This window comes from Acinetobacter sp. CIP 64.7, from assembly GCF_000369745.1.
Classification (GTDB): Bacteria; Pseudomonadota; Gammaproteobacteria; order Pseudomonadales; family Moraxellaceae; genus Acinetobacter; species Acinetobacter fasciculus.
Genome location: NZ_KB850179.1, coordinates 41,205 through 67,000, shown reverse-complemented (window position 1 = coordinate 67,000; position 25,796 = coordinate 41,205). Strand labels below are relative to the sequence as shown.

General features: G+C 43.8%; 27 protein-coding genes and 1 pseudogene. 2 read left to right on the top strand and 26 right to left on the bottom strand.

The features are described from left to right. Positions 1-98: 98 nt before the first annotated feature. The 3 genes from F890_RS06735 to F890_RS06725 all read right to left on the bottom strand — a co-directional run bounded on the left by F890_RS06735 (position 99) and on the right by F890_RS06725 (position 4,875). A complete protein-coding gene (locus F890_RS06735) occupies positions 99-2,264 on the bottom strand; it encodes a malate synthase G (RefSeq protein ID WP_004278846.1) in 2,166 nt (721 codons plus the stop codon). Positions 2,265-2,631: 367 nt separating this feature from the next. Next, positions 2,632-3,783 (bottom strand): cell division protein ZapE, encoded by a 1,152-nt coding sequence (zapE, locus tag F890_RS06730; RefSeq protein WP_004278847.1) that lies wholly within the window; start codon positions 3,781-3,783, stop codon positions 2,632-2,634. Between the two features lie 84 nt (positions 3,784-3,867). Further along, complete coding sequence (locus tag F890_RS06725) at positions 3,868-4,875, bottom strand: helix-turn-helix domain-containing protein (protein WP_004278848.1); 1,008 nt, start codon at positions 4,873-4,875, stop codon at positions 3,868-3,870. Between the two features lie 144 nt (positions 4,876-5,019). On the opposite strand from F890_RS06725, the pseudogene F890_RS06720 reads away from it, so the two are divergent. Continuing rightward, a pseudogene (locus F890_RS06720) lies at positions 5,020-6,559 on the top strand (flavin-containing monooxygenase). Between the two features lie 67 nt (positions 6,560-6,626). Then, positions 6,627-7,535: a LysO family transporter gene (locus F890_RS06710; protein ID WP_004278850.1), complete on the top strand. Its 909-nt coding sequence runs from the start codon at positions 6,627-6,629 to the stop codon at positions 7,533-7,535. 435 nt (positions 7,536-7,970) lie between these two features. Here F890_RS06710 and pyrF read toward each other — a convergent pair whose 3' ends face one another. From pyrF to F890_RS06595, 23 genes are all read right to left on the bottom strand, one after another. Beyond that, a complete protein-coding gene (gene pyrF / locus F890_RS06705) occupies positions 7,971-8,651 on the bottom strand; it encodes an orotidine-5'-phosphate decarboxylase (protein WP_004278851.1) in 681 nt (226 codons plus the stop codon). A 36-nt stretch (positions 8,652-8,687) separates the two neighbouring features. Beyond that, positions 8,688-9,047 carry a lipopolysaccharide assembly protein LapA domain-containing protein gene (locus tag F890_RS06700; protein ID WP_004278852.1) on the bottom strand — a complete coding sequence of 120 codons (360 nt, stop codon included), beginning with the start codon at positions 9,045-9,047 and terminating at the stop codon, positions 8,688-8,690. Positions 9,048-9,071: 24 nt separating this feature from the next. After that, entirely contained in the window at positions 9,072-9,377 is a 306-nt protein-coding gene (locus F890_RS06695; RefSeq protein ID WP_004278853.1) for an integration host factor subunit beta, read from the bottom strand. Between the two features lie 163 nt (positions 9,378-9,540). Next, a complete protein-coding gene (rpsA, locus tag F890_RS06690) occupies positions 9,541-11,217 on the bottom strand; it encodes a 30S ribosomal protein S1 (RefSeq protein ID WP_004278854.1) in 1,677 nt (558 codons plus the stop codon). A gap of 110 nt (positions 11,218-11,327) precedes the next feature. Then, positions 11,328-12,011, bottom strand: coding sequence for a (d)CMP kinase (gene cmk, locus F890_RS06685; protein WP_005266196.1), 684 nt, complete (start codon positions 12,009-12,011; stop codon positions 11,328-11,330). 17 nt (positions 12,012-12,028) lie between these two features. Further along, positions 12,029-12,460: an SRPBCC family protein gene (locus F890_RS06680; protein WP_004278856.1), complete on the bottom strand. Its 432-nt coding sequence runs from the start codon at positions 12,458-12,460 to the stop codon at positions 12,029-12,031. Between the two features lie 60 nt (positions 12,461-12,520). Beyond that, positions 12,521-13,036, bottom strand: coding sequence for a tRNA adenosine(34) deaminase TadA (gene tadA / locus F890_RS06675; protein WP_004278860.1), 516 nt, complete (start codon positions 13,034-13,036; stop codon positions 12,521-12,523). 6 nt (positions 13,037-13,042) lie between these two features. After that, entirely contained in the window at positions 13,043-14,164 is a 1,122-nt protein-coding gene (locus F890_RS06670; RefSeq protein WP_004278862.1) for an enoyl-CoA hydratase/isomerase family protein, read from the bottom strand. Beyond that, positions 14,161-14,874: a uracil-DNA glycosylase gene (gene ung / locus F890_RS06665; protein ID WP_004278863.1), complete on the bottom strand. Its 714-nt coding sequence runs from the start codon at positions 14,872-14,874 to the stop codon at positions 14,161-14,163. The genes F890_RS06670 and ung overlap by 4 nt, the downstream gene beginning before the upstream one ends. Positions 14,875-14,920: 46 nt before the next feature. Then, positions 14,921-15,517, bottom strand: a complete 597-nt coding sequence (locus F890_RS06660; protein WP_004278864.1) for a 6-pyruvoyl trahydropterin synthase family protein — start codon at positions 15,515-15,517, stop codon at positions 14,921-14,923. Positions 15,518-15,669: 152 nt separating this feature from the next. Then, positions 15,670-16,641 (bottom strand): type II secretion system minor pseudopilin GspK, encoded by a 972-nt coding sequence (gene gspK, locus F890_RS06655; RefSeq protein WP_017397825.1) that lies wholly within the window; start codon positions 16,639-16,641, stop codon positions 15,670-15,672. Positions 16,642-16,647: 6 nt separating this feature from the next. Further along, positions 16,648-17,289: a type II secretion system minor pseudopilin GspJ gene (gspJ, locus tag F890_RS06650; RefSeq protein ID WP_004278869.1), complete on the bottom strand. Its 642-nt coding sequence runs from the start codon at positions 17,287-17,289 to the stop codon at positions 16,648-16,650. Continuing rightward, complete coding sequence (gspI, locus tag F890_RS06645; RefSeq protein ID WP_392389738.1) at positions 17,286-17,711, bottom strand: type II secretion system minor pseudopilin GspI; 426 nt, start codon at positions 17,709-17,711, stop codon at positions 17,286-17,288. The genes gspJ and gspI overlap by 4 nt, the downstream gene beginning before the upstream one ends. A gap of 133 nt (positions 17,712-17,844) precedes the next feature. Beyond that, positions 17,845-18,396, bottom strand: a complete 552-nt coding sequence (locus F890_RS06640; protein WP_004278872.1) for a type II secretion system protein — start codon at positions 18,394-18,396, stop codon at positions 17,845-17,847. 9 nt (positions 18,397-18,405) lie between these two features. Then, on the bottom strand, positions 18,406-19,020 hold the full coding sequence (locus F890_RS06635) for a TetR/AcrR family transcriptional regulator (protein WP_004278873.1): 615 nt from the start codon (positions 19,018-19,020) through the stop codon (positions 18,406-18,408). 41 nt (positions 19,021-19,061) lie between these two features. Then, positions 19,062-19,835 (bottom strand): TatD family hydrolase, encoded by a 774-nt coding sequence (locus F890_RS06630; protein WP_004278875.1) that lies wholly within the window; start codon positions 19,833-19,835, stop codon positions 19,062-19,064. A gap of 27 nt (positions 19,836-19,862) precedes the next feature. Next, positions 19,863-20,204 (bottom strand): PilZ domain-containing protein, encoded by a 342-nt coding sequence (locus tag F890_RS06625; RefSeq protein ID WP_004278877.1) that lies wholly within the window; start codon positions 20,202-20,204, stop codon positions 19,863-19,865. A gap of 15 nt (positions 20,205-20,219) precedes the next feature. Further along, positions 20,220-21,200, bottom strand: coding sequence for a DNA polymerase III subunit delta' C-terminal domain-containing protein (locus F890_RS06620; RefSeq protein WP_004731481.1), 981 nt, complete (start codon positions 21,198-21,200; stop codon positions 20,220-20,222). A gap of 14 nt (positions 21,201-21,214) precedes the next feature. After that, positions 21,215-21,976, bottom strand: coding sequence for a 3-deoxy-manno-octulosonate cytidylyltransferase (kdsB, locus tag F890_RS06615; protein ID WP_004278879.1), 762 nt, complete (start codon positions 21,974-21,976; stop codon positions 21,215-21,217). Positions 21,977-21,988: 12 nt separating this feature from the next. Beyond that, positions 21,989-22,993, bottom strand: coding sequence for a tetraacyldisaccharide 4'-kinase (gene lpxK, locus F890_RS06610; protein ID WP_005103480.1), 1,005 nt, complete (start codon positions 22,991-22,993; stop codon positions 21,989-21,991). Between the two features lie 3 nt (positions 22,994-22,996). Beyond that, positions 22,997-24,724, bottom strand: coding sequence for a lipid A export permease/ATP-binding protein MsbA (gene msbA / locus F890_RS06605; RefSeq protein ID WP_004278883.1), 1,728 nt, complete (start codon positions 24,722-24,724; stop codon positions 22,997-22,999). Further along, a complete protein-coding gene (locus tag F890_RS06600) occupies positions 24,724-25,146 on the bottom strand; it encodes an ExbD/TolR family protein (RefSeq protein ID WP_004278885.1) in 423 nt (140 codons plus the stop codon). Before F890_RS06600 ends, msbA begins: the two co-directional genes overlap by 1 nt. A 10-nt stretch (positions 25,147-25,156) precedes the next feature. Further along, positions 25,157-25,795, bottom strand: coding sequence for a MotA/TolQ/ExbB proton channel family protein (locus F890_RS06595; protein ID WP_004278886.1), 639 nt, complete (start codon positions 25,793-25,795; stop codon positions 25,157-25,159). Position 25,796: the final 1 nt, after the last annotated feature.

The window sequence follows — 25,796 nt, the reverse complement described above, 5'->3', positions numbered from 1 at the left end:
TTTAAGAGTTCGGCTGGAAAATTTCTAGTCAGAACGACAGCGGCTTACCATTAGACAATAAAAAAGCCTCCGAAGAGGCTTTTTTAAGCTAGACAGGATTAGTCACCTGTATAACCTTTTAACTTTAAACGCGCTGCGTGCAGAAGCGGCTCGGTATAACCTGATGGCTGCTCACCACCTTTAAAAATCAGGTCAGATGCTGCCTGGAACGCAATATTGTTGGCAAAGTCAGCAGACATTGGCGTATACAGTGGATCATTGGCATTTTGCTCATCCACAATTTTCGCCATACGTTGCATCACTTCTTCTACTTGCTCACGACTTACGATACCGTGACGCAACCAGTTCGCAACGTGTTGTGAAGAAATACGTAGAGTCGCACGATCTTCCATTAAACCGACATCATTGATGTCTGGCACTTTAGAACAACCTACACCCAAATCTACCCAACGAACGACATAACCCAAGATACCTTGACAGTTATTTTCGAGTTCTTTGGTTTTTTCTTCTTCAGACCAGTTGGTGTCTTTCGCCAATGGTGGTGTCAACAAATCATCCAGAGATAAAGGTTGAGTCGACAATAGCTCTTGCTGACGGTCTGCAACATTAATCTGGTGATAGTGAATCGCGTGAATCACCGCACCTGTAGGTGATGGAACCCATGCACAGCTCGCCCCCGCTTCAGGATGTTCAGTTTTGGTTTTGTACATGTCAAGCAGCATGTCTGGCTTTGGCCACATGCCTTTACCAATCTGTGCTTTACCACGTAAACCTGCTTGCAGACCAATCATCACGTTACGGTTTTCATAAGCCGGGAACCAGATTTGGCCTTTTACTTCGCCTTTACGAACGAATGGACCAGCTTCCATAAAGGTATGGATTTCGTCACCAGTACGGTCCATGAAACCTGTATTGATGAAGATAGTACGATCTTTGGCTTGTGCAATACAGTTCTTCAAGTTCACAGAAGTACGACGTTCTTCATCCATAATCCCGATTTTTAAAGTTTTTGCAGGTAAGCCGAGTGCCTGTTCTGCACGTTCAAACAATTCAACGGCAAATGCCACTTCTTCAGGACCATGCATTTTCGGCTTAACGATATACATTGAACCTTGACGCGAGTTCTTGATGGTGTTTTCACCTTTGATGTCTGCAAAAGACAATAATGGCGTAACCAATGCATCCATGATGCCTTCATAGATTTCTGCGCCATCTACCAGAATCGCAGGGTTCGTCATTAAATGACCAACATTACGTAGCAACATCAATGAACGGCCGTGAACTTTAGTTTCACCACCTTCTACATTTTTGAAAGTACGGTCTTCATTCAGTTTACGGGTAACAGTTTTACCGTTTTTCTCAATAGACTCCTCTAAAGTACCTTTCATTAGGCCTAACCAGTTACGGTAGCCTTCCACTTTTTCTTCAGCGTCAACGGCTGCAATCGAGTCTTCCAAGTCCTGAATGGTCGTAACCGCAGCTTCAAGAACCACATCTTTTACACCAGCGGCATCAGTTTGGCCAATCGGGCTGCTGGCATCAATTTGCACAATAGCGTGCAGACCATTATTTTTAAATACGATTTCAGTCGGTGCTGAAGCTTCGCCATTGTAGCCAACGAATTTAGCCGCATCTGCCACAGTTGTTTTTGAACCGTCTTTTAGGGTAACAACCAGTGCATTAGCTTCAACTGCGTATTGAGTTGCGTCCGCATGCGAACCTTGTGCCAGTGGGAAAGTTTCGTCGAGGAAATTCTTGGCAAATGCGACAACTTTTTCACCACGTTTCGGGTTATAACCTTTGCCTTTTTCCGCACCATCTTCTTCAGAGATGACATCGAAACCGTAAAGTGCATCGTACAAAGAACCCCAACGTGCGTTTGCAGCGTTCAAGCAGTAACGTGCATTACGTACTGGTACCACCAACTGTGGACCTGCCAGTATTGCAATTTCTTCGTCTACATTTTCAGTGCTGATTTGAAAATCTTCTACTTCTGGTAACAAGTAGCCAATTTCAGTCAAGAAAGCTTTGTAAGCTTGTAATTCAAATGTGTTATTGCGGTGCCATTCATCAATTTTCGCCTGAATGTCATCACGCTTAGCCAAAAGTGCTTTATTTTTAGGGCTAAGATCAACAACGACTTGTTCAAAGTTTTTCCAGTATGTTTCGCTGTCTAAACCAGAACCTGGTAGTGCTTCATTTTCGATGAAATCGTAAAGTTCTTTAGCAATCGCTAACTTGCCTTTTTGAATACGTGCAGTCATTGTCTTTCCTGATATTGCTACTTTTTATACAAGAGATTCTAGTATACCGATTAAAATCTAGCTGAATAGTATTATCACATTGCTAAATACTGAGCATTTTTTCCAATATGAATACCCTCATAAACATATTTGATATTTCTCAGTTACAAATAGATATCATTCTGCTAAATACCCTAATGACAGTGTATAAAGTTTTCGAAATGTAGAAATTAGACTTAAGTTCAGATTTTCGAGTAAAAATTATGCATTTTAGTTATACACGATCATATTTAGATCAAGATTAAGCCATGTTTGATCAGGCTTGTCGATAATTTAAGTACCTATTTTTATAAAAAAAAGCGCCAGTAAATAACCAGCGCTTTTATTCTTACTCTCCGTTCACGGAGGCGATTTTCTCAATCTGGCGATGTTCAGAATTCAGGTATTCATCTGACTGCATTTCCAGCAAACGGGAACGGGTCCGTTCAATTTCAAAGGCCAGTTTCTCACCCTCGTAAATATCCACGATATTATCTTCCGAGGTTAAGAGCAACTTGACGCCGCGGTCATAAAATTCATCCACCAGATAAATAAAACGGCGTGTTCCATCATTCAGGAAATCGGTCAGGTGCGGCACATTGCTGACCAAAACCGTATTATAAATATTGGCGATTTCAATAAAATCAGCCGGGCTTCGTGGTTTTAAACACAGCTCAGAAAACTCGCACCACAATACATCTTCAGTATGTGACACGGTTTCAACAATACGGTTGTTGATAATAATCGGCTCTTCAGAACAGGTCTGTGTCTGAGTCAAAGCGCTAAAACGTTGTGCAATCCAGTTTTTATGATCATGGGTCAACGGGAATTTAAACAGTTGTGCCTGTTTTAGAACCCGTAGACGGTAATCGACTCCGGCATCAACATTTAATACCACACAGTTTTTCTTGACCAGTTCGATGGTAGGCATAAAACGGTCACGGTGAATGCCGTTTTTATATAAACCGTCCGGTGCGATATTCGAAGTCGCGACCAAGGTAATACCGCGTTCAAACAGCTTCTGGAACAGATCACTCAAGATCATCGCATCCGTCACATTGGATACAAAGAATTCATCAAAACAGATGATGACGGCTTCTTTATAAATCCGATCCGCCACGATATCTAGCGGGTTACGCTGTCCGGATAATTTGTTTAACTCACGATGCACATGCTGCATAAAATGGTGAAAATGCATCCGGGTTTTACGGCGAAACGGAATCGAATCGTAAAACTGATCCATGAGCCAGGTTTTGCCACGTCCTACTCCGCCCCACATATAGACGCCTTTGGGAGATGTCTGACGGCGAAAGCGGCGAAATGCTTTTTTCGATGCCTTAAAACGCTGAATCAATTCCAGCCAGACACGATTCAGTTCATGTACTGCCATTGCCTGTGCTTCATCAGGCATAAACTGTCCCGAAGAGATCGCTTGTGCATAACGTTCTGCAGGAGAAATCGGACTAAAAGCGGTGCTGTGCTGTGAATTAAAATCGGACATAGAATTTCGTACTATTTGGGATCAATTTAATTATAGCGGAGTTTAATCAACACGCTATAACACTTTGGCATAAACAAGCTTAGGCTATTTTATATATTGCCGAGGACTTTGCCCAAACCAGCGTTTAAAGGCATGGTTAAAAGCAGCCGGCTCGGAATAGCCTAATAATTCTGCAATCATTTCAATCGAATACTGTTTGTATTCAATCAGTCGCAAAGCTTTATCTTTAATAATTTCTTCGCGAATCTGCTTATAACTGGTATCACACTGCTGTAACTGATGCCGTAAGGTTCGTTCCGGGATATTCAGCGCCTGTGCCGTTTCAGCCATGCTCGGCATCAGGCCGCTTTGGATCTCCAGATAATCCTGCACGCGCTGCACCACAGTCGGCGTCTGCTCATCCTGTTGCAAGCGTTCCAGTTCAGCCAGACATTTGGCTTCATAGACAGCAAAAGTGACCGCATCTGCAGAAGGAATTTTAATATCCAACACTGCTTCATCAAACCAGAATGCTGCCCGAGATGCATCAAACTGTACCTGTGTTCCATAATAATCATGGTAGACCTTTAAGGTATTCAGATCTTCTGGATAGGCAAATGGCAACTCGATCCGCAAATCAGGTTTGGATAAGCCCATCAATTTGTAAATTTCCCGGATAAACTTAAACGTTCCGGAAATCTCCGCCTGTGCCAGCAACATTCCCAAATGATCATCCTGCTGCTTTGCTCGATAACACAGCGCGCTATGATGCTCGCTTTGCTGCAAATCCAACTGACCGGTCAAATGGGTCAACTGCTGAAAACGGATCACCTGGTTCAGTGCATCGCGTACTGTAGGACTGGTCACCAGCAACATGAGTAAGGGACCATAACCTGCCAAAGCATAATGCTGACCAATCAATAATCCCTGTTCAGGTTGGATTTCCTGTCCCACCACCTTAAGCACATCATGTTCCAGACTCGGATGGATCACCGAACTTGGATCAAAGGCATCTACACGCAGCCCAATGTTTTGCAGTTTCTGATCGACTTCCATGCCAGCCTTGCGCATCCCTTGAATCAAATACATCAGACTGAGAACAGAACGTTTCATAACCATACAAATACAATGTGATTGCTCTAGTTGTACTATAAAAATAATGTGTCGGCTATTGCCGTTTAGATCAATTTTCTGTCTAATCACCAGGGAGCAAATTACGATAAATATCCAATATTAAAATAAGTAAGGAATGTAGTGATGCTAGATCATGCCACCGCTACACGCTCCCCCCCTCATACCAAAGTTGCCATTATTGGAGCTGGTTGCGGAGGGATTGCCATGGCAATACGTTTACAACAGCATGGTATTTATGATTTTATTATTCTTGAAAAAGGTAGCGATTTTGGCGGAACCTGGCGGGACAATCAGTACCCTGGAGCAGCCTGTGATGTGCAATCACATTTATATTCCTTGTCATTTGCACCGAAAAGCAATTGGTCCAAACGTTATGCGGAAGCACCCGAGATATTTTCTTATATTCAGGATCTGGTGACCGATTATAACCTGCGTGCTTTTTGCCGTTTAAATACCGAAGTACTGGCAGCACATTACCAGGCAGAACGCTGTCTATGGCAATTACAGCTACAGGATCAAAGTATCCTTGAAGCCCAGTTTGTTATATTCGCTTCCGGACCTTTACATATTCCGCAAATCCCAGATATTCTCGGTATTGAGAAATTCCAAGGCAAAGTCTTTCATTCTGCGCAATTGGATCACACTTATGACCCGACTGGCAAAAATGTCGCATCGATTGGAACAGGTGGCAGCGCCATTCAATATATTCCGGAAATTGCCCCGAAATGCAAACAACTGTATGTCATGCAACGTACTGCGGCTTGGGTCATTCCTCGGGATGAACGTGCCTACCCGAATCTTGAAAAGAAACTCTTTAAAAAATATGACTGGTTTAGAAAGCTACACCGTGCCCGCCTGTATTGGTCAAATGAATCGCGTGTGGTACCGATTGTCAAACCGGGCATTATGAAATTCACCCAAAAACTGGCAGAACTATTCATTAAATATGAGGTCAAAAACCCTGAATTGGCCAAGAAACTAACTCCCGATTACATCATGGGCTGCAAACGTATTCTGGTTTCAAATAAATACTTCCCGACGTTTAACCGCCATAATGTGGAACTGGTGACCGAGAAGATTCAGGAACTGACTGAACACAGTATCATTACACAAGATGGAAAAGAGCGGCCGATTGACTGTCTGATTTATGGCACCGGATTCATTACCGATCCACGTATCTATATGAAGAATTTTCAATGTACCCGGGCTTGATGGCGTAGAACTGAATGAAATGTGGAAACAAGGTGCTGAAAGCTATTATGGAATTTGCGTGAAAGACTTTCCAAACCTGTTTCAGTTACTGGGGCCAAATACCCTATTGGCACACAATTCTGTCATTTTTATGATTGAGGCACAAGTTGAATATATTTTGCAATTGATGCAACTGGTCGATCAATCCCAAAGCGATGCCATTATGGTTAAAGACCAGGCACAAGATACATTTAATCAGCAGGTGCAACATATGTTTGAAAAGACCGTGTGGCAATCTGGCTGTGTCAACTGGTATCAGCAGGAAGGTGGCAAGAACTTTGCCTTATGGCCAACTTATACCTGGAAATACTGGCTCAAAACCAAAAAGCCAAATGCCAAATGCCAAATGCCAAATGCCAAATGCCAAATGCCAAATGCCACAGATTATCGATTATTGAATAAAGTCGCCTAAAAGCTTTTACCATCTGACATCAAGCGGTGGCATAATTTATAGGTAATTTTTTCAATCCATTAAATTTATGCAATCGCTTTGGCTTATCTTTCAGCTTCTATTCTGTCTAGCACTCGGTTTTGCCATGGCAAAACAAATTCCGCTTTCGATTATTAAAATCTGTTTCAAGCTATTGCCCTATTTTAGCTATGTTTTATTGATTGCAATTGCCTTTGAATTTTCACAATTGGTAGATGAATTGCAGCATCCTCTCCAGATTTTGAGTACGTCGATCAGCATTGCCTTTCTGACCTCGCTCGGTGCTTTTGCATTTTGCTATCTACTATTTAAATGGGCAGGTTATCCTCCTAGTTCCGGTCGGGTATCCGTCGACCTGGTGCTTAAATCCCTACTGAACATGAGCTATGCCTTTTTGGCTCTCGCAGGCGGATATTGTTTACATACGGGCTTGAATCTATTTGATCTATCCGTGCAAATCAGCACCTGGCATTTGTTGCTGGTATTTATGTTCATGATTGGCCTGGATCTGGCTTATTCACCTTTAGATCGTTCCTGGTTAAATTTTAAAATTCTCTTAGTTCCGATTGGTTGTATTTTTGGTTCATTATTTGCAGTCATGCTTTATTCATTCTGGAACACCGACATCAGTCTAAAAGATTTGATCATGCTGTCACAAGGCTATGGATTTTACTCAATGTCAGGTGTTGTCGTAACAGAACTTCGAAATGCAGAACTCGGCAGTATCGCGCTAATGAATGACCTGTTTAGAGAAATTTTTGCCATCTTACTCATGTATTGTATGGGCTGGAGATACCCAAGATCCGCCATTTCCGCAGCGGGTGCAACTGCGATGGATGTGACTCTACCGATGGTTAAACAGGCCTGTGGGCATGATTTTATTCCACATGCCATGGTCAGTGGTTTTATTTTGTCACTGTTAGCACCAGTCATGGTGAGTGTACTGGCAGCGATTTAATTACTTTATCACTTTCTCAATCTCACTAAATTCCTCTTTTATAAAGAGGAACTCTCCTCCCTGATTCAGTTTAAAAGCAGAATTTTAAAACGAAGCACAAGCAAGTAGGCCGAGAGGGCTGACTAAAAACTTAAATCAATATCACTTAAGGCATCGCCTACTGTTTCAATAACATCCGAAGCAAGACTGATGGCATCAGATGCCAAACTGACCACATCGATCCCCGCTGTCCGATCTGCTGAGCTTGCCTGCTGTTGTTGCTATTCTTGTTGCTTAAGCTGTTCTGCCTGTTGAATATTTTGAATCACGTCATTCTGTACTTTTTATAATTGTGGTTCAGATGAAGTCATCATTTTTCCTTTTTATTTTATAACCATTTTTTCAATATATAAAAAAAGCCTTTCAACTGAAAGGCTTTTTGTCATTCAAACCGTATTAAAGCGTTGCCAAAATATCTTTCAAAGTCTGACGCATATTTTTAGACTGGGTAATCGGGCGACCAATTACCAGATGTGTTGAGCCATCTAGCATTGCCTGTTTCGGTGTCACAATACGTTTCTGGTCATCTGCATTCGACCCTTCTGGACGAATGCCGGGTGTCACTAATGCAAAGTCTTTTCCAATCGTTTCACGTAACATTTTCGCTTCTTGAGCTGAGCAAACCACCCCATCTAGACCACTGTCTTTTGTCAGTTGTGCCAGACGTTTTACATGCTCATTTGGCTCAATATCCAGACCAATATCTTTCAAGTCTTCACGGCCCATTGACGTCAATACAGTCACTGCAATCAACTGAGTTTTATAATTACCCGCTTGTAAACGCTCTACACAGGTTTCCATCATCTTGCGGCCACCTGAGGCATGCACATTGACCATCCACACACCCAAATCTGCTGCCGCGCATACTGCCTGTGCTGTTGTATTTGGAATATCATGAAATTTCAGATCCAAAAATACATCAAAGCCTCTATCTTGAAGCGCTTTGACAATGATTGGACCTTCATGGGTAAATAACTCTTTACCAACTTTAAGTCGACACAAGGCAGGATCTAACTGTTCTGCAATGGCTAAGGCATCAAATTGGCTTTTGGCATCTAGTGCGACGATGATACTCAAGAGATTACCCCTTCATATAGGCAAAAAATAAGCCCATTATAATGGGCTTTGATTTTCATTGGTAATATCTAATACAGTTTTTTCATGCCGGGTATGGGCTGCTGCTTCAGCGGCCATTAACTTGGCTGTATTCAACTGTTCCTTACGTAGATGTTCAATGTCTTTACGCAGTCGTTTAATTTCCCAATTCGTCTGAAAAACCCGGAAGATCTGAACGCCCAATAACAGGCCCAAAACGACACCTAAAGATAACGTGAGGAGAAGTAATAATCCCAGGCGCATTGCGGGAACTTGAGTAAATAACAAGTCCACTGACAATTCGGTACCGTTTTGCAAAACCAAAGCTAATGAATAACCAAACAGTACCAATAAAAGAATGACCAGAACGTAACGCATGAACACCCCGCAAAATATTTACAATTATTTTTGTGCAGACTCGTTCACAGCGTCACGAAGTGCCTTGCCTGGTTTAAAGTGCGGAACTGCTTTTGCAGCCACTTCTACTGATTTACCAGTTTTAGGGTTACGACCTACGCGCGGTTCACGGTGATGCAATGCAAAACTACCAAATCCACGAATCTCGATACGATTGTCAGTTGATAATGCTTCTATCATTTGATCAATCATAATTTTAACTGCTTCTTCCACTAAAGGCTCAGCCAAATGCGGATTTTTTAACGCAATACGCTCTATTAAGTCAGACTTATTAAGTGCTTCAGTAGTCATCTGCGACCTCTTTAATTATCAAGCTACTTGGGATCTATTTCCCGATAATAACCTGTTTAAATACAAAACGGTAGCGCAATAATTAAATACTACGCTACCGTTTACAGTATTTGTATAAAAAGTATTAGTTAATTTACATTAACAATACAATTCAAACGCTTACTTAGTTGCCCATTTGAGCTTTGATCAGGTCACCAATCGTCTTAGGACCATTGTCTTGACCAGCAGGAGCTGTTTTCAAGTTAGCAACTGCTTCTTTCTCTTCAGCTTCGTCTTTCGCTTTGATAGACAAGTTGATTGCGCGAGATTTACGATCTACGTTGATGATCTTCGCTTCAACTTCTTGACCAACTTCAAGGAACTTAGTTGCATCTTCAACGCGGTCGCGGTTGATTTCAGATGCTTTCAGAGTCGCTTCAACTTCGTCAGCTAACTTAACAGTCGCGCCTTTAGCGTCAACTGCAGTTACAGTACCTTTAACCAACGCACCGCGTTCGTTAGCAGCAAGGAAGTCATTGAACGGATCGTTGTTCATTTGCTTGATGCCAAGGCTGATACGGTTGCCTTCAGCGTCTACAGAAAGGATAACTGCTTCAACAGTGTCGCCTTTCTTGTAACGACGAATCGCTTCTTCGCCTTGTTCGTTCCAAGAAATATCAGACAAGTGAACTAGTCCGTCGATACCGCCTGGCAAACCGATGAAGATACCGAAGTCAGTGATAGATTTGATCGTACCAGAAACTTTTTCGCCTTTGTCGTGATCTTTAGCAAACTCTTCCCATGGGTTAGCACGAGTTTGTTTGATACCAAGAGAAATACGACGACGTTCTTCATCAACTTCAAGAACCATAACATCAACTTCGTCACCAATCTGAACAACTTTAGATGGGTGGATGTTTTTGTTCGTGTGATCCATTTCTGAAACGTGTACTAAACCTTCAACGCCTTCAGCGATTTCAGCGAAACAACCGTAGTCAGTCAGGTTAGTTACGCGCGCTTTAACGATTGAACCTTTAGGGTAACGGTTCATGATCGCTAACCATGGATCTTCGCCAAGCTGTTTAAGACCTAGAGAAACACGGTTACGTTCGCGGTCGAATTTAAGTACTTTAACAGTAACTTCTTGACCCACTTCAACAACTTCTGAAGGGTGCTTGATACGTTTCCAAGCCATGTCAGTGATGTGAAGAAGACCATCAATACCGCCAAGGTCAACGAATGCGCCGTAGTCAGTAAGATTTTTGATCGTACCAGTAACTGTTTGACCTTCCTCAAGCTGAGCAAGAAGAGCTTCACGGTCAGCTGAAGATTCAGCTTCCATAACAGCACGACGTGAAACAACAACGTTGTTACGTTTAGCGTCAAGTTTGATTACTTTGAATTCTAACTCTTTGCCTTCTAGGTGAGTAGTATCACGAATAGGACGAGTATCAACTAAAGAACCTGGAAGGAACGCACGTACTGGACCGATGTCAACAGTGAAACCACCTTTAACTTTACCAGAGATAACACCAGTAACGATTTCGCCATCTTCAAAGATTTTTTCAAGTTTAGTCCAAGTTTCTGCGCGTTTAGCTTTTTCGCGAGAAAGAACTGTTTGACCCATACCGTTGTCAAGTGCTTCAACAACTACGTCTACAGTGTCGCCAACTTGAACTTCAAGTTCGCGCTGTTCATTTAAGAACTCAGCACGGTCAACAACGCCTTCAGATTTAAGGCCAGTGTCAACAGTTACCCAATCAGAGTCAATGCTTACTACAACGCCCTGGATAACTGCACCCTTTTCAACGTTGAGGTTTAATTCGCTTGCTTCAAAGAGGGCTGCAAAAGATTCGGTCATGATATTTCCGATAAAGTCAGCGGTCTTGGATCAGACAAGGCCGGTTTAATTAAGCATCTACATAGTCCATATAAAACTGATCAAGCTATGCGTTTGCTGATAAAATTGGGTTAATTTGCTAACTGCTGATCCACATAAGTGGTCATCAGCTGGAATACTTCATCGATATTCAAATCTGAACTATCGATAATGTAAGCATCATCCGCAGGCTTGAGTGGAGCGACAGCGCGTTCCGTATCTCGTTTATCGCGAGCGATGATATTAGCTAAAATGTCGCTTATTTTAACATCCAGCCCCATGCCCTGCAACTGCTTTACACGTCTTTGCGCGCGTGATTCAGCCGAGGCCGTCAAATATATTTTTGTCTGAGCATTCGGGAAGATACTTGTCGCCATATCACGTCCGTCTGCTACCAGACCAGGCGCCTGTGCAAAGGCATGCTGACGTGAAACCATCGCTGTTCTAAGCTCAGGAATTGCTGCAACTTTTGAAGCAAACTCTCCTACCCGTTCAGTTCGAATAGTTTGGGACACATCTTCACCATCCAGCCACACCTGCACCCCGGTGTCGGTACTGACAAACTGGATATCTAAATTTGTTGCGATTTGTACGCATTCTGGCAATTTCGTGTCTAGCGAATCCAGCAAATCATGGTGATGCAATGACAAACCCAAAAGGCGGTATAAAGCACCAGAATCCAATAAGTGAAACTGATAATGTGCAGCCAGTTTCGCTGCTAACGTGCCCTTGCCAGACCCACTTGGACCATCAATGGTAATAATTTGAACTGTCATTGCTTTCCCGTTGTTGTTTAAACAGATTTTGCGAGTTTTGTCAGGCCTAGTTTAATCGCTGCCTGTAACTGTGCAAGGATTAATTTACTCACAAAAGGCGCACGTGCCTGCAATTCAATCGTATAAGTTACTAACGTTTTGTCATCAGCCAGTGCTTCAAATTCAATAATGCCTAAATGATGCTTGATCAATGGATTTTTAATAATCTGATATTCGATGCGATTATTTGGCTCGAACAAGGTAATTTGTTCTTTCAGCGGCTTCACTGGACCCACACCCATTGCACGTACTGAACCAAGTCCATCAGGATATTCAGCATCCGCAGAATCCTTGATCCGCTCAACCTGCATCGGCGCGAAGGCAATATTATAGGTGGCATGCTTAGACATTAAATCAAAGACATCATCAAGCGCTGCCGGAAATTCTTTTTTTACTTGAATGCTGTTCATTATTGTTCCTGAAGATTGCAGATATTTGAAAGTAAGCAAATTTTAGCGGATAAAGCAGATTTATTTCTGCGTATTTAATAACTTTTCTTGTAACTTGAGTTCTCGTTTCTGCTCGCGGCGCAACTTAAAAAATGCACTCAGCTGTTCAGAACATTGCTGCTGCATGCAGCCTGCCTGGAAAGGAAATACGTGATTATAATAACCGGTTTCAAACAGTTGACGCGCACTCACCAATGAACCCGCTTTCGCTTCAAATGCACCAAATACCACTCGCGAAACCCGCGAATGCACCAGTGCACCGACACACATGGTGCACGGCTCAAGAGTCACATAGAGCACCGCATCATCAGGTAACCGATAATTTTGGATGTTTTGACAGGCATCACGTAGTGCAACAATTTCGGCATGCGCAGTCGGATCATTCAACGAGATGGGCGCATTAAATCCTTGGCCAATGATCTGATTCTGACTGACGATAATTGCCCCCACAGGAATTTCTCCCTGTGCAGCAGCAAGTGCAGCCTGCTCGTAAGCACGCTGCATCCAGTATTCATCTGTAAATTGTGTTTCGGACATTGAAGCTTAAATCACACCATAATGCTTGAGCAGCTCATTCCAGCTTTCAATAGTCGTAACTGGAGGATTCCCAGACAGGATCCCTTTCAAGCTCATATCTGCACCTTTTTTCCACTCAGGACTAAGGTCTTTGTCGACCAGACGTGCTCGTACACCCTCAACAAAGTCATGATGACGAATTTTCCAGTCTGAGATCTGAACTTCCAGTTCGAAAACTTCATTCCAGGAATGTATCTGCTTACCCCATTGCCACAATAGCCAGGTCAAGGCTGCAGTAGTTGGCGAACCTTTTTTCAGGTTTTCACTGGCCTGACGCAACCAGTCACTGCGTGCGTCACTCAGGCCAATAATCGACTCATAATCATGCTCAAAGTTGATGCCACGGCAAACACTATGAATCACGTCCAGAGAGTTTTGTAGCGGTCCCGGGCCTACCGGACGGTGCATACTGTTCAGGGTGTCATCAATGGCACGGAAGTCACCCGCAGGATAATGCTCCCAGTCGATATTAATGACTTTATCCAACACTGAATCACGCTGTGCATCACAAATATGCGTTGCCCAACCAATCCCATAAGCACCCGCAGCAGTCATGATCGAACCAGTCAAGCCTGTGAATAAACCAATCGCACCACGATCCGCCAGAAAGCGGGTTGCACCCACATCTGGATACAAACCGATATTGATTTCAGGCATGGCCAAACGTGAATATGGCGTCACTAAACGGAAAGGTGCTGCCATAAACAAGCCCAGGCCACCGCCCATCACATAACCTTCACCCCAGACTAAAACGGGTTTGGCATAATTATGCAGTAACAGATCGAGTGCATATTCTTGTTCAAAGAATTTATTGGCAGCCGCGACTTCATCATTAATCACTAACTGACGCAGCTTACGCACATCCCCACCCGCACAGAACGCTTTCGGTGTGGTTGAATCCAGCCAGATGGCTTTGACGCTATCATCATGATGAAAGTCCTGAAATACTTCCAGAAGTGCGGAAGCAATCGATTCATCGAGAGCATGCAAAGATTTCGGGCGATTTAAACGAACGATACGCCAACCATTGTGCGCTTCTTCAACAATCAAATCCGGATGATAATGTTTAGTAAGGGGAGAATATTTCATGCGTCCAGCTGCCAATCTATAGGCTCAATGCCATGTTGTTTGAGGTAGTTATTCGATTTTGAAAATACTTTACAACCAAAAAAACCACCACGGTTTGCTGCCAAAGGCGATGGATGTGCTGCCTTTAACACGAGATGCTTGTCTTGATTAATGCGCTGTCCTTTACGCTGTGCGTATGCGCCCCAAAGAATAAAGACAATATGTTCACGCTGTTCATTTAATACATCAATGACGTGATCGGTAAATTCTTCCCAACCGCGCTTCTGATGCGAAGTCGGCTGACCTGCTTCGACGGTCAGTACTGCATTTAACAGAAGCACACCCTGCTCTGCCCAATGCGTCAAGTCACCATGCTTCGGTCTTTCAACCCCGAGATCAACATGTAACTCATGAAAAATATTACGCAAAGATGGTGGTAATGCAACCCCCTTTTGCACGGAAAAGCTTAATCCATGCGCCTGATTTGGGCCATGATAAGGATCTTGCCCTAAAATTACCACTTTCACCCGATCTAGCGGTGTGGTATTCAAAGCATTAAAAATCAGATGATTGGGAGGATAAATGATTTTATCTGCTTTTTTTTCTTCAACAAGAAATGCTTTTAATTCATCCATTTTCGGACTGAGCAAAAACTCACTCAATCCATATTTCCAGCTTTCATCCAACTGAACTTTATTCAGCTTGGCCAGTTGCTGTTCATTTAAAGACATTCTTCAATCCTAAATCTATGTCAATGGATTTAAAGTCACGCAGACTTTAAATCTGTACCTGTAAATCTACTGTAGGGTTATGAAATGGTGTGCCCTGTTTGAGCTTGGCAAACATGTCCGGATCTGTCCATTCAGCTTGCACCTGTTCAGAGAACTCAAGTTGCTCCAGACTCAAAATTCCCATCTGTTCATTTTGAATATCTTCTAAAAAGCTTTGTGCATAGCCGGTATCGGTTTCATGCACAATCACAGAATAGACTTCGACATCGCCTTCACCATTTTGAGTCACGGTCGATGCCAGCACCTGCTGTGCCAGAAAGAAGAAAATACGTGAAAACTGTTCTGCTGATGGCGATACCGGCAAAGACACCCAGCGCGCACTGAAATTCTTGCAGGCCTGAATATATTCCGGATCGTCATTTTGCCAAAAGCAGATGGCATGATCGAAAGAATCAAAGAAATCCTTAATCACACCTTTAAGCAGACCAAAGTCATAGACCATTTGACCATGATCTAGCTTCGAGGCTTTTAGCAATAACTCGACTTTATAACTATGGCCATGGATCGAACGCTTACAGCGATCTGACGTGCAGTTACGCACAATATGAGCATTCTCAAACTTAAATAACTTACGAATTAACATATGCCGTAATGTCGTCAAAAAATAGGTGAATTAATTTTGATTATAAAGCAAAAGTAAAGCTTTGAGGATTAATTTTGCTGTTTAGCATGATAGGGAAAAGGCATCAGCCCGGCATTTGCGCTTATCCAGCCTGTACAATTCATGAGCTAAAATTAAAATGGCGCCATGCTACGGTAAGCGACATAAACCTGTTTGTCCTGACGAACCAGATCGCTGCTAAACTGGCGCTTACGCTCACTTAAAACCACTTCGATTCGGGCTTTAAAATAATTGGATTGCACCCCAAGCAGACTGTTAAACAAATTACGCCTGTCCGCATCGACCTGAGCGAAAGGCTCCAGTGACCACAGATCAGTCACATTGGAAAAGTGCTCCAAATTGGCCTGACGCTGATCCAGCAATTGCTGCACTGCATTCACATCCAGCTTTTCATCCATACTAGCCAAAAGAAAAGCTGAAGCGGTATTAATATTGACCAGGCTCTCCTGCACCGGTGCAGTACTCAGATAAGGTGCTATCAGCTTATATTTATTCTCTTCAAAACCGCGTACTAGCTTTAATTCTTCTACGCTGTGAAATTTTGCATTCGGTGGCAAAGCAGCATTGGGCAAGCTCTGATAATAGTTAGATTCGGCGCCCATGCCCCCACTGACCAGCTCGTCTGCATCCTGCCAGTCAATGACTGCTTCACTGAGCTGTTCCGGCAAACTGGCACGTTTTAGAATCAGCTCGAACCATGCTTTGGCATTTTCATTGACTGCGCCTTCGGCAGTAATCAGGCTATTTAAATTAAACTTGCCTGATTCATCCTGTATTATTCCGGAGACATAACCGTCATCTACCGGAAAAGCTGGCATGGGCTGCGCCCAGGTTTCCTGCAGATGGTCGACCTCTGCGGCATTTTCAGCATCATCGACCAGCAATTCAGAAAAAAAGGCCTCAGCACTTTTGGCATACATTAAGGACTGGTTTTGTCGCATCAAATAGGCAGTGCTTTCAGCAGTTGCAGCCTGACGCTGGGCAATCGTGGCAGCCAAAATAGTCGCTAGCGCTACCATCACCAGAATGGTAATCAGTGCAATGCCCTGCTGCTGCTTGATCATGATCGTTTTATTCATTTTCATTTCTTATTATTCTGAGCTGGGTTGACCGGTGTTCTGAGTATCAAGCAAAAAGTCCGTATTTAATAAACTAAACATCCATTCATAACTGACGCCATTCACGGTTAAATTGATTTTAACCCCTTTAGGCAACCTTTGCTTCTGCTCTAACTGATTCAGATCAGTAGAAGCATCTGGCCATTGCGTGAGCTCATTCGGATTGAGTACGACGATCTGGAATTGTTCCACTTCCGACAATAAAACACTGGATTCGGGCTGATCTTGACCTGTCTGATTCAGGTTCCGGTATTTCAAGCGATAAAGTTTCTGCTCATCAGCTCGATACTGATATTCAATGCGCTCATCTGGGGAAATCCCCTCTTCCAAAGGGTCAGTCACTCCAGTTTTACTGAAATTAAAGCGTCCGTTCTGTAGCACTAGAGCCGGCTGAATATCGCCATTGATATTGGCCGTTAAGGGTACTGCCTGTACGGTATCTCGCAGAATCTGCTGATAGGTTTGCTGTAACTGACCTAAACGCTGTTCATGAATCACATTCTGATCTTTGGTTTTGACAATATAATCAAAAACTTTCCAGCCCAAAGCAGACAGCACCGCAAAGATCGCAATTGCGACCATTAATTCAACCAGGGTAAATCCTTTAGGCTTCATGGAGTATTGTTCATACGATGATTAAAGAACATCAGGCTGGTGATACCAGATTCCACCTGACCACTGTCCTGATTAACCAGACTCACCTGCAGCTCGATCCGTTGTACATTCGGACTGACCGTCGGTTCGCTGCGCTTGTCAATCTGCCAGGTTTCACCTTGCTGGGTCAGCTGTTTGGAAGCCGTCCCTTCCATCCATTCCTGATTAATTTCCATTTGTGCCACTTCATTTAAGGCAACAAACTGTGCTTTGGTACGTAGAATGGCATTCGAGGTCGACTGGGTATATTGAATCGCGACTTTGGTCAGGGTCATGGCTGCGGTCGCAAAAATTGCCAAGGCCACCATGACTTCCAATAAGGTAAAACCTGAGGCACGATTAAGTCGAGTAACACTCGACCGTGCCGCAAGTCCGAAAGCTATGCTTGAGGAGCAGCGATAAACGAAACAACGTTTCGTCCGAGCGCAAGATGAAGAACTCTGTTCAGAGTGCACACGATTAAGCCGAGTAATACTCGGCCTGATAGCACCAAATCCAGTATTCTGCTTGAAATATCTAGATTTCATTGATTTTACCCAGATGATCAATCTCAATCGCAGCACCCACTTCACGGTCTTCCAAAAAGAATTGAATCCGCACCGGTTTGACTTCACCATTGCCGAGCCAGATCAGTTTAGGTGCATTAGCCTGAGTCAGATCACGATTTTGTGCATTGGTATAACGCTGCTGTTCCAGCGCCTGCATCTGAAAGGACACATGATCAGGTAAATTACGCAATTTGAAATCTGCATAACTCTGCCATTTCTCATTTTGCAGGTTCTGTTCAGTCTGCGCTGCTGAACGATATTCTATAATTCCATAACGAAATGGCGTGACATCTGTTGCTGGCCGAACGTCAAGCGCGAGTATTCTAGACTGGTCATTGGCCTCGCGTAGCACCCGTTGCAAGTCTACTAATAAAATTTCCCGTGCCTGCATTGCTTTGCGCTGATCGACACCACTGGTATTGAGCAGCACTAGTGAAGCCATAATCCCCATAATCACAATCACCACCATCAATTCGATTAAGGTAAAGCCACGAACTGCACTGTGAGGTGATCTGATCATAGGACAACCTTAGACAAACTGGTCGGCAGAATGCACCTGCTTGGGCAAAGCCAGCGCCTGATCGATATAGGCCACACGCAAGGTATCGCGTGAACCCAAGTAACGCTGATAGAAACTGGAATTGAGAATTGCGGCTGCACCATGGGTCAGCGACCAGATCGACGCTAGATAATCGCGTACCGACATGCGGCTGTTGATCGATGCCAGATAAGTTTCTGTCATACGGATAATCAGGCGTAAGCGCTGTTTGCGCACCTGATAAAGTTCGCTAAACAGGTGCTGGATTCCAACCCCAGTCGTCGACAGGCGTTCTTCAATTTGATGAAACAGCACAGTACGTTCAGGATGATGCAAATGATGCAGCATAAAGAAGGCCAGATGTTCAGGAAAGGCTTTATCGCTATCCTGAATCATTTCCAGCAACATGCGCTCATTTCGGATAATCAGCAGCATGTATAGTTCATCTTTACTCTGGAAATGTTTATAAAGTGTCCCTTTGGCCAGATCAAGCTCGGCGGCAAGCGCATCAAGCGTCATTCCTGCTTCACCATTTTCTAACAGGAGTTGCTCTGCTACTTGAAAAATCAAGGTTTCTCTTGCTCGAAACTGAGCTTGACGATCCATCTTCACCCTATAAACTCTCTTTGTACTTTATATAACTTTATTTACTTTAAATTCAGAAGATTTTCAAAGTTCTGCTTTGTGATATAAGCCATTTCTTCCAGTGACTTATCATATACATCGCAAAGCGCTTTGGCTACATAAGGAACGTATTTAGGCTCATTAGATTTGCCACGATACGGCATTGGCGCAAGATAAGGACTATCGGTTTCAATCAGCACACGATCCAGCGGAACCTGTTTGGCGACATCACGCAGATCCTGCGCATTTTTAAATGAAACAATTCCGGAAAATGACACATAATAGCCGCAATCCAGTACCGCTTTAGCGGTTTCCCAGTCCTCGGTAAAACAGTGCAGAATGCCATGCGTAGATTTTTCCGCGCGAATAATATCGACGGTATCATGCTTGGCGGAACGGGTATGAACAACTACAGGTTTTTTGGTGATTTGTGACGCATGAATATGCCGGGCGAAACAGGCCTTTTGCTCTGCAATAAAATCGGTACTGTGATAATAATCAAGACCTGTTTCACCGAGCGCCCAGACTTTCTCCGGTTGTGCCAGCTCGACCAGATATTCAGTCGTGGCACGCGCCATGGTTGCAGCATCTTCGCAAGGATGTACGCCAACGGTATAGCCGACATCTGCATGACGCGCGGCAATTTTGGCCAGCTCGATATGATCATCCAGATCGACCGAGATACTCATGAATTTGGAAACACCGGCTTCACGAGCCTGAGCCAATGCTTGGTCCAGATCACCATGATATGGTGTCAAATCAAGCAGGGTTAAATGACAATGAGTATCTACAAACACGATGCGTTCCTACCAAGGGTAAATTAACTACATAGTGTAACTTTTACGTCCTTCAGATTTAAGACCCGCAACCAGACGATCTGCTTCATTTTTGAAATAAACGCCTTTTTCACCGCTTAACTGGATGCCAAAGCCTTGGGGCTTGATGCCATTCTGCTTTTGCGAGACCCAGATGACTTTACCAGTTAAAGGAATTTTCTGGGTCTGGTCAGGCAAAGTTGTCAATACAAAAACTTCTTCGCCCAGTTTGACCGGCTGCTTGGAAGGAATAAAAAGCCCACCACCCACAACATAAGGCATATAGCTGGCAAACAGTGTTTCGATGTCAGGAATATTGGCCTGAATAATACCGCCCATACGTGGTTGCATGTGATTTCCCCTTAATTAAAGATTCATCAGCTTGATAAACAATTCATCAATAACCAGATTGCTTTGGACATTCTGCTCGAGGTATTGCTTGGCTTGCTGAAAATCCTCATAAATTTTAAAAAGTGCTTCTAATGAATATTGTTCGGCAAGCACATTGAATTCAAGGTCAATGTTTTTCACCGTCTGATTTAGCTTGACACAAATTAAATCGGACAACAAGTATTCAAACATTTGAGCAAATTCACCAAAACTCAGGCTTTTATTCCATTTGGTCGCAATTGCCAGTGGCATATTTTTTTGAATGACCAGTTTTTGCCAGTCTTGCAGGAATTCCTGACGCAGTGGCAGCCAGGCACTTTGTGCAACCTCTAATGCCTGTAACGGCATCTGATTAGACAGGTTCATCAATAATTGTTGCTGGCTAGAACCTGCATCCGGGAGCTGATTCTGGACATAATCGCTAAATTGTTCTGCGGAAATTCGATCCAAAGCAAAATGCTGCAAACGACTGCGGATGGTCGCGGGCAATTTTAAATAATGATTCGCCAGTAAAATAATCACCGTATTATCACCGGGTTCTTCCAGTGTTTTAAGCAAGGCGTTAGCAGAGGCAATATTTAAGGCTTCTGCCGGCTCAATCACAATTACACGCCAGCCATCTACAGTCTGTTGCACAAAAGGCAGAAGATCACGAATCTTCTCGATCTTGATTTTAGCATTCTGTTTTTTATTGTCTTCATCGGTACTGATATGCACATAGTTGGGATGGGTATCTGCCTTTAACCATTGGCAGCTACTGCATTCACCACATGGCCCGGCAGGCTGACGATTCAGGCATAACACCCAAGCCAGAAACTGTTGGGTAAACGCTTCTTTGCCACAGCCTTTTTTTCCATAAAACAATAAACCATGCCCAAGCTTGGGAAAGCGTCCGGTCAGGGTTTCCCAAACCTGTTGCTGCCATGGATAGATATGTGCATTGACATCAAAAGGCATGTATTTGACTCTTCTTAGGCAAAATGGGAAAGATCCATCTGATTCAGGCGATCCAGATCTTCCTGAGTATCTACCCCTGGCGGCAAATTGGCTTCAGCCACCGCAATGGCAATACGGTGTCCATTTTCCAGTACCCGTAACTGCTCTAGAGATTCCAGTTTCTCCAGCACACCCATTTCCCAGGTCACATATTCTTGCAACAGTTTTACCCGATAGGCATATAGGCCTAAATGACGATAGGCCTGATCATGCAGTTTTGGTTCAGTCAGTTTCGCACCATCACGGTCATAAGGAATGGTAGCACGGCTAAAATACAGTGCTTGCTGGTGTTTTGACATGACAACTTTTACAATGCTGTCACGTTTGAATTCATCCAGTTGATGGATCGGCTCACATAGCGTCGACATGGAAGATTCAGGCTGATCTTCCAAGAGTTGAGCAACCTGTTTTACCAGTTGCGCCGGCAGTAAGGGTTCATCCCCCTGTACATTGACAATAATGTCCTCACTGGCCCAGCCTTTGATTCGAGCCACTTCACTCAAGCGGTCTGTGCCTGAAGGGTGATCCGCCGAGGTAATGACAACATCAATGCCTTCAGCACGGCAAACGGCAGCAATACGCTCATCATCAGTTGCCACACACAGATCATCAAAACCTTGCACTTTCTTGGCTTGATCCACTACCCGCAGAATCATGGGACGACCATGAATGTCCAGCAACGGTTTACCCGGCAGACGTGAACTGGCGAAACGTGCAGGAATAACAATGTGTTTCATAATGAATGAGCCTTAAGAAATTTGAATACCGTATTGTTGTAACTGTTGCTGCAAGACTGTATAGCAGGCTGGCGATAGGACTGCATCGACTGGCACCACCCAGAGATCCTGTTTAAAATCTGGATATTGTTTAAGTAGCGCCATAATTTTTACTGCGTCTTTTTCAGTGGTAATAATCGGATTGTTATCATCGAACTGTAAATCTTCAATGTCATAGTCATGATGGTCTGGAAACTCATGACACTGAAATTGTTCTATGCCTAAATTTTGCAAGGTCTGATAAAACCGCTGTGGAAAGCCAATGCCGACTACCGCATAAAAAGCCGCTTGAGGATCAAAGATTTTATTGTTGTCCTGATTAAGCAAATAAGGCTGTGATGCAGCCAGATGCATATGCAGTTCAGAGCTTGGGTTAGCCGAATGCTCAATTACGGTTCCCGTTTTCAAACGGGTCACTGGTTCACGTAGATAACCTTCTGGAAGCAGTTTCTGATTACCCAGACCGCGATTATTATCCAGCACAATCCACTCAATCTGGCGATTCAAGGCCCAATGCTGCAGGCCATCATCACAGATAATCATATCCAGCTCATGTTTCTGCAATAAGAGTTCAATACTTTTCTGCCGGTTGGGACCAACTGCCATCGGCACACCTGTTGCCTGCACAATCAAGGCAGGCTCATCTCCGACAATCTCCGGCAAGGTATTAAAGTCGACATAGGCAGGAAATGGACCTTGGCCGCCATAGCCTCGACTGATCACGCCTACCCGAACATTTTTCTCGGTTAAATAATCCACCAGATGAATCAACAAAGGTGTTTTACCGCTACCACCGACTGTGATGTTACCAATTACCATAACGGGAATTGGTGCACTATAACTTTTTTTAATGCCTTTTTGATAAAGCCAGTGATTGCTGACAAAACCCAGGCGATACAACCATGACAAAGGACGCAGCACCACCAGCCACTTTGCCTGTGCATTCCAAGCATCCTGAATGATTTGTGCTAATGCCATGAGTTACTGTTCCTCAAAGTTACGCTGATGCAACTGATAATAAGCACCATGTAGCGCAATCAGTTCGGCATGACTGCCCTGCTCAACAATACGGCCCTGATCCATAACCACAATACGATCCGCGTTTTCAATCGTCGATAGACGATGTGCAATTACGATGGTCGTACGGTCCTGCATGGCTTTATCAAAGGCACGCTGAATAAAGTATTCCGACTCGTTATCCAGCGCACTGGTCGCTTCATCCAGAATCAGGATAGAGGCATTTTTCAAAATTGCGCGTGCGATCGCGATGCGCTGACGCTGGCCACCAGACAGGTTTAAACCCTGAGCACCCAGCTGAGTATTATAACCTTGCGGTAGTGCCATAATAAAATCATGCGCATAGGCTGCCTTTGCTGCCGCGATAATATCTTCATCGGAAGCACCTTCGAGCTGACCATAAGCAATATTTTCCCGCACGGTTCGGTTAAACAGTACTACTTGTTGGTTCACCATGGCAATCTGGGTTCGTAATGCGGTAATTTCAAAATCTTCAATCGGTTTCTGATCCAGCAGGATCTGCCCAGAAGTCGCATCCTGATAACGCACCAGTAGATTCACCAGCGAGCTTTTACCGGCCCCAGAACGACCGACCAGCGCCACTGTTTCACCGGCCTTCACCTTTAAATTAAAATCATGAATGGCATGATGACCATCATCATAAATCAAGTTGACATCTTTAAACTCGATATCGCCTTTCAGGCTATCCGTTAAAGTCCCGGTATTTTTTTCTTCAGGCATATCCAGCAATTCAAATACCGAATGAGCCGCAGCCATACCACGTTGAATTTTTTCATTGATATCCGTCAAGGCTTTGATCGGTCTTGCCAGCATACCCGCCGCAGTAATATAAGCGACAAATTCACCCGCAGAGGTGTCACCCAAGATTTGTGGGCGCAAGGCAATAAACATCACGATACTCAGTGAAATGGACATGATCAACTGCACGACAGGACTATTCAACTGTTGCACAGCGACCATTTTCAAGCCACGACGCAAGTTTTCAAGCGAGTTCTGTTTAAAGCGTTCCTGCTCAGAACTTTGCCCGCCAAAACCCTTGACGATCAGGTTGGCATTCACCGTTTCCTGCACCACATGGTTTACATCACCCATGGTGTCTTGTACTTGCTGCGATAATTTACGCATCCGTCTTGCAGCTTTACTGATAATAAAGCCAATGACTGGCGCAAAAATCAGGATACACATGGTCAGACGCCAGTTGGTATACAACAGGTAGCCTAATAATGCCAGAGTGATCAAACCTTGTTGCAACAAGGTTCTTAAAGCTTCAGTTGAAGCAGCCGTCAACTGTTCAACGTTATACATAATTTTGGCAGTAATATGCCCGCTGGTATTGTCCAGATAATACTGGGACGGTAAACGCAGCAATTTTGCAAAAACTTCCTGACGGATATTAAATACCAGATTCCGGGAAATTACCGCAGTAAAATATCCACCCATGAATAAACCCAGGCCCCGGAAGAACATGAGTATGACCACTAAAAACGGGAAAAGTGAAGTGAAACTCTGGTCTTTATTTTGAATCGCCTCAATAATATATTCCAGCAATTTGGCGACAGAAACTTCTGTGGCCGCATTAATAGAAAAACCTACCAGGACAAGTAATGCGATGCCCCAAAATGGTTTTAAATAACTTAAAAGGCGAAGATAGACCTTAAAATCGTGCTTCACTAATAACCTCGGGTAGGTACTTTGGTACTGATATTGATATTCACAAAGCCGAGCTGCCCGGCCACATCCATGACACGAATCACGTCCTGATGACTGGCTTTTGCGTCAGCTGCGATGACAAACATTAAATCACGGCGTTCATTTGAAATCTGTTTAATTGCAGTATTTAAATCCGCAACTTCCTTGCTGGCCAAGGATTGACCATTGACTGCATAATGACCATTAGCATCCACAATCACTTCAACTTTCTGATCATAGCTTTTAGGCGGTACCCCTTGCGCGTCAGGCAAGGTTAGATTCATTCGGCTCATTTGACTAAAAGTCGTCGACAAAAGCAAAAAGACCAGAATAAACAGCAGACAGTCAATCATTGGTGTCAGATTAATATGCACATCTTCCACCTGGTTGCGTTTGAATTTCATCATCCGCCTCCTAGCTGGCTTTTTGCATGTCTTGGTCTATGTCTGCATGATTGCGATAAAAAAGATCCGCATGAAACAAAGTCGCTTGCTGCTCAAGTTCAGCCACATATTCCTGAACAAGACGCTGAAAATAACGGTGCGCAAACAGTGCAGGAATTGCAATCAGCATACCGGCTGCCGTGGTAATTAAAGCCTTAGAAATACCGGGCATCATCAAGACCGGATCACTTCCAGTTCCCACATCGATCATCAGGAAAGACTCAATAATCCCAAGTACGGTCCCCAACAAACCGAGTAAAGGCGCAACTGCACTCAACGTGCCCAGAAAATTAATATTTTTTTCCAGATAACCGATTTCCTGTGACGCCACCACTTCCATCTGCGCGCGAGCATACTGCTCACCCTGCGGCTTACTAGTATAGCCCGCAGCCAATACCCGGCCCAAAGTGCTTTGCTTTAAGGCCGCACTTTGATTCATTTTTTGCATGACTTGTGCTGTATTTTGCGAAGGCCCCATCAACAGGATCGACGGAAGTACTACGTTCTTTTTCAGGCGGATCAGGCGCTCGATCGAAATCGCCAGCATGAAGATAGAACACAAGACCAGGGGCAGCATGAGCCAACCACCTGCTTTAACCAATTCCCACATC

Bases quoted from the DNA above. Each gene is read 5' to 3' on its own strand.
- F890_RS06735 (WP_004278846.1), bottom strand. From the start codon at position 2,264: ATGACTGCACGTATTCAAAAAGGCAAGTTAGCGATTGCTAAAGAACTT.
- zapE (WP_004278847.1), bottom strand. From the start codon at position 3,783: ATGTCCGATTTTAATTCACAGCACAGCACCGCTTTTAGTCCGATTTCT.
- F890_RS06725 (WP_004278848.1), bottom strand. From the start codon at position 4,875: ATGAAACGTTCTGTTCTCAGTCTGATGTATTTGATTCAAGGGATGCGC.
- F890_RS06710 (WP_004278850.1), top strand. From the start codon at position 6,627: ATGCAATCGCTTTGGCTTATCTTTCAGCTTCTATTCTGTCTAGCACTC.
- F890_RS06700 (WP_004278852.1), bottom strand. From the start codon at position 9,047: ATGCGTTACGTTCTGGTCATTCTTTTATTGGTACTGTTTGGTTATTCA.
- F890_RS06695 (WP_004278853.1), bottom strand. From the start codon at position 9,377: ATGACTACTGAAGCACTTAATAAGTCTGACTTAATAGAGCGTATTGCG.
- rpsA (WP_004278854.1), bottom strand. From the start codon at position 11,217: ATGACCGAATCTTTTGCAGCCCTCTTTGAAGCAAGCGAATTAAACCTC.
- cmk (WP_005266196.1), bottom strand. From the start codon at position 12,011: ATGACAGTTCAAATTATTACCATTGATGGTCCAAGTGGGTCTGGCAAG.
- F890_RS06680 (WP_004278856.1), bottom strand. From the start codon at position 12,460: ATGAACAGCATTCAAGTAAAAAAAGAATTTCCGGCAGCGCTTGATGAT.
- tadA (WP_004278860.1), bottom strand. From the start codon at position 13,036: ATGTCCGAAACACAATTTACAGATGAATACTGGATGCAGCGTGCTTAC.
- F890_RS06670 (WP_004278862.1), bottom strand. From the start codon at position 14,164: ATGAAATATTCTCCCCTTACTAAACATTATCATCCGGATTTGATTGTT.
- ung (WP_004278863.1), bottom strand. From the start codon at position 14,874: ATGTCTTTAAATGAACAGCAACTGGCCAAGCTGAATAAAGTTCAGTTG.
- F890_RS06660 (WP_004278864.1), bottom strand. From the start codon at position 15,517: ATGTTAATTCGTAAGTTATTTAAGTTTGAGAATGCTCATATTGTGCGT.
- gspK (WP_017397825.1), bottom strand. From the start codon at position 16,641: ATGAAAATGAATAAAACGATCATGATCAAGCAGCAGCAGGGCATTGCA.
- gspJ (WP_004278869.1), bottom strand. From the start codon at position 17,289: ATGAAGCCTAAAGGATTTACCCTGGTTGAATTAATGGTCGCAATTGCG.
- F890_RS06640 (WP_004278872.1), bottom strand. From the start codon at position 18,396: ATGATCAGATCACCTCACAGTGCAGTTCGTGGCTTTACCTTAATCGAA.
- F890_RS06635 (WP_004278873.1), bottom strand. From the start codon at position 19,020: ATGGATCGTCAAGCTCAGTTTCGAGCAAGAGAAACCTTGATTTTTCAA.
- F890_RS06625 (WP_004278877.1), bottom strand. From the start codon at position 20,204: ATGCAACCACGTATGGGCGGTATTATTCAGGCCAATATTCCTGACATC.
- F890_RS06620 (WP_004731481.1), bottom strand. From the start codon at position 21,200: ATGCCTTTTGATGTCAATGCACATATCTATCCATGGCAGCAACAGGTT.
- kdsB (WP_004278879.1), bottom strand. From the start codon at position 21,976: ATGAAACACATTGTTATTCCTGCACGTTTCGCCAGTTCACGTCTGCCG.
- lpxK (WP_005103480.1), bottom strand. From the start codon at position 22,993: ATGGCATTAGCACAAATCATTCAGGATGCTTGGAATGCACAGGCAAAG.
- F890_RS06600 (WP_004278885.1), bottom strand. From the start codon at position 25,146: ATGAAATTCAAACGCAACCAGGTGGAAGATGTGCATATTAATCTGACA.
- F890_RS06595 (WP_004278886.1), bottom strand. From the start codon at position 25,795: ATGTGGGAATTGGTTAAAGCAGGTGGTTGGCTCATGCTGCCCCTGGTC.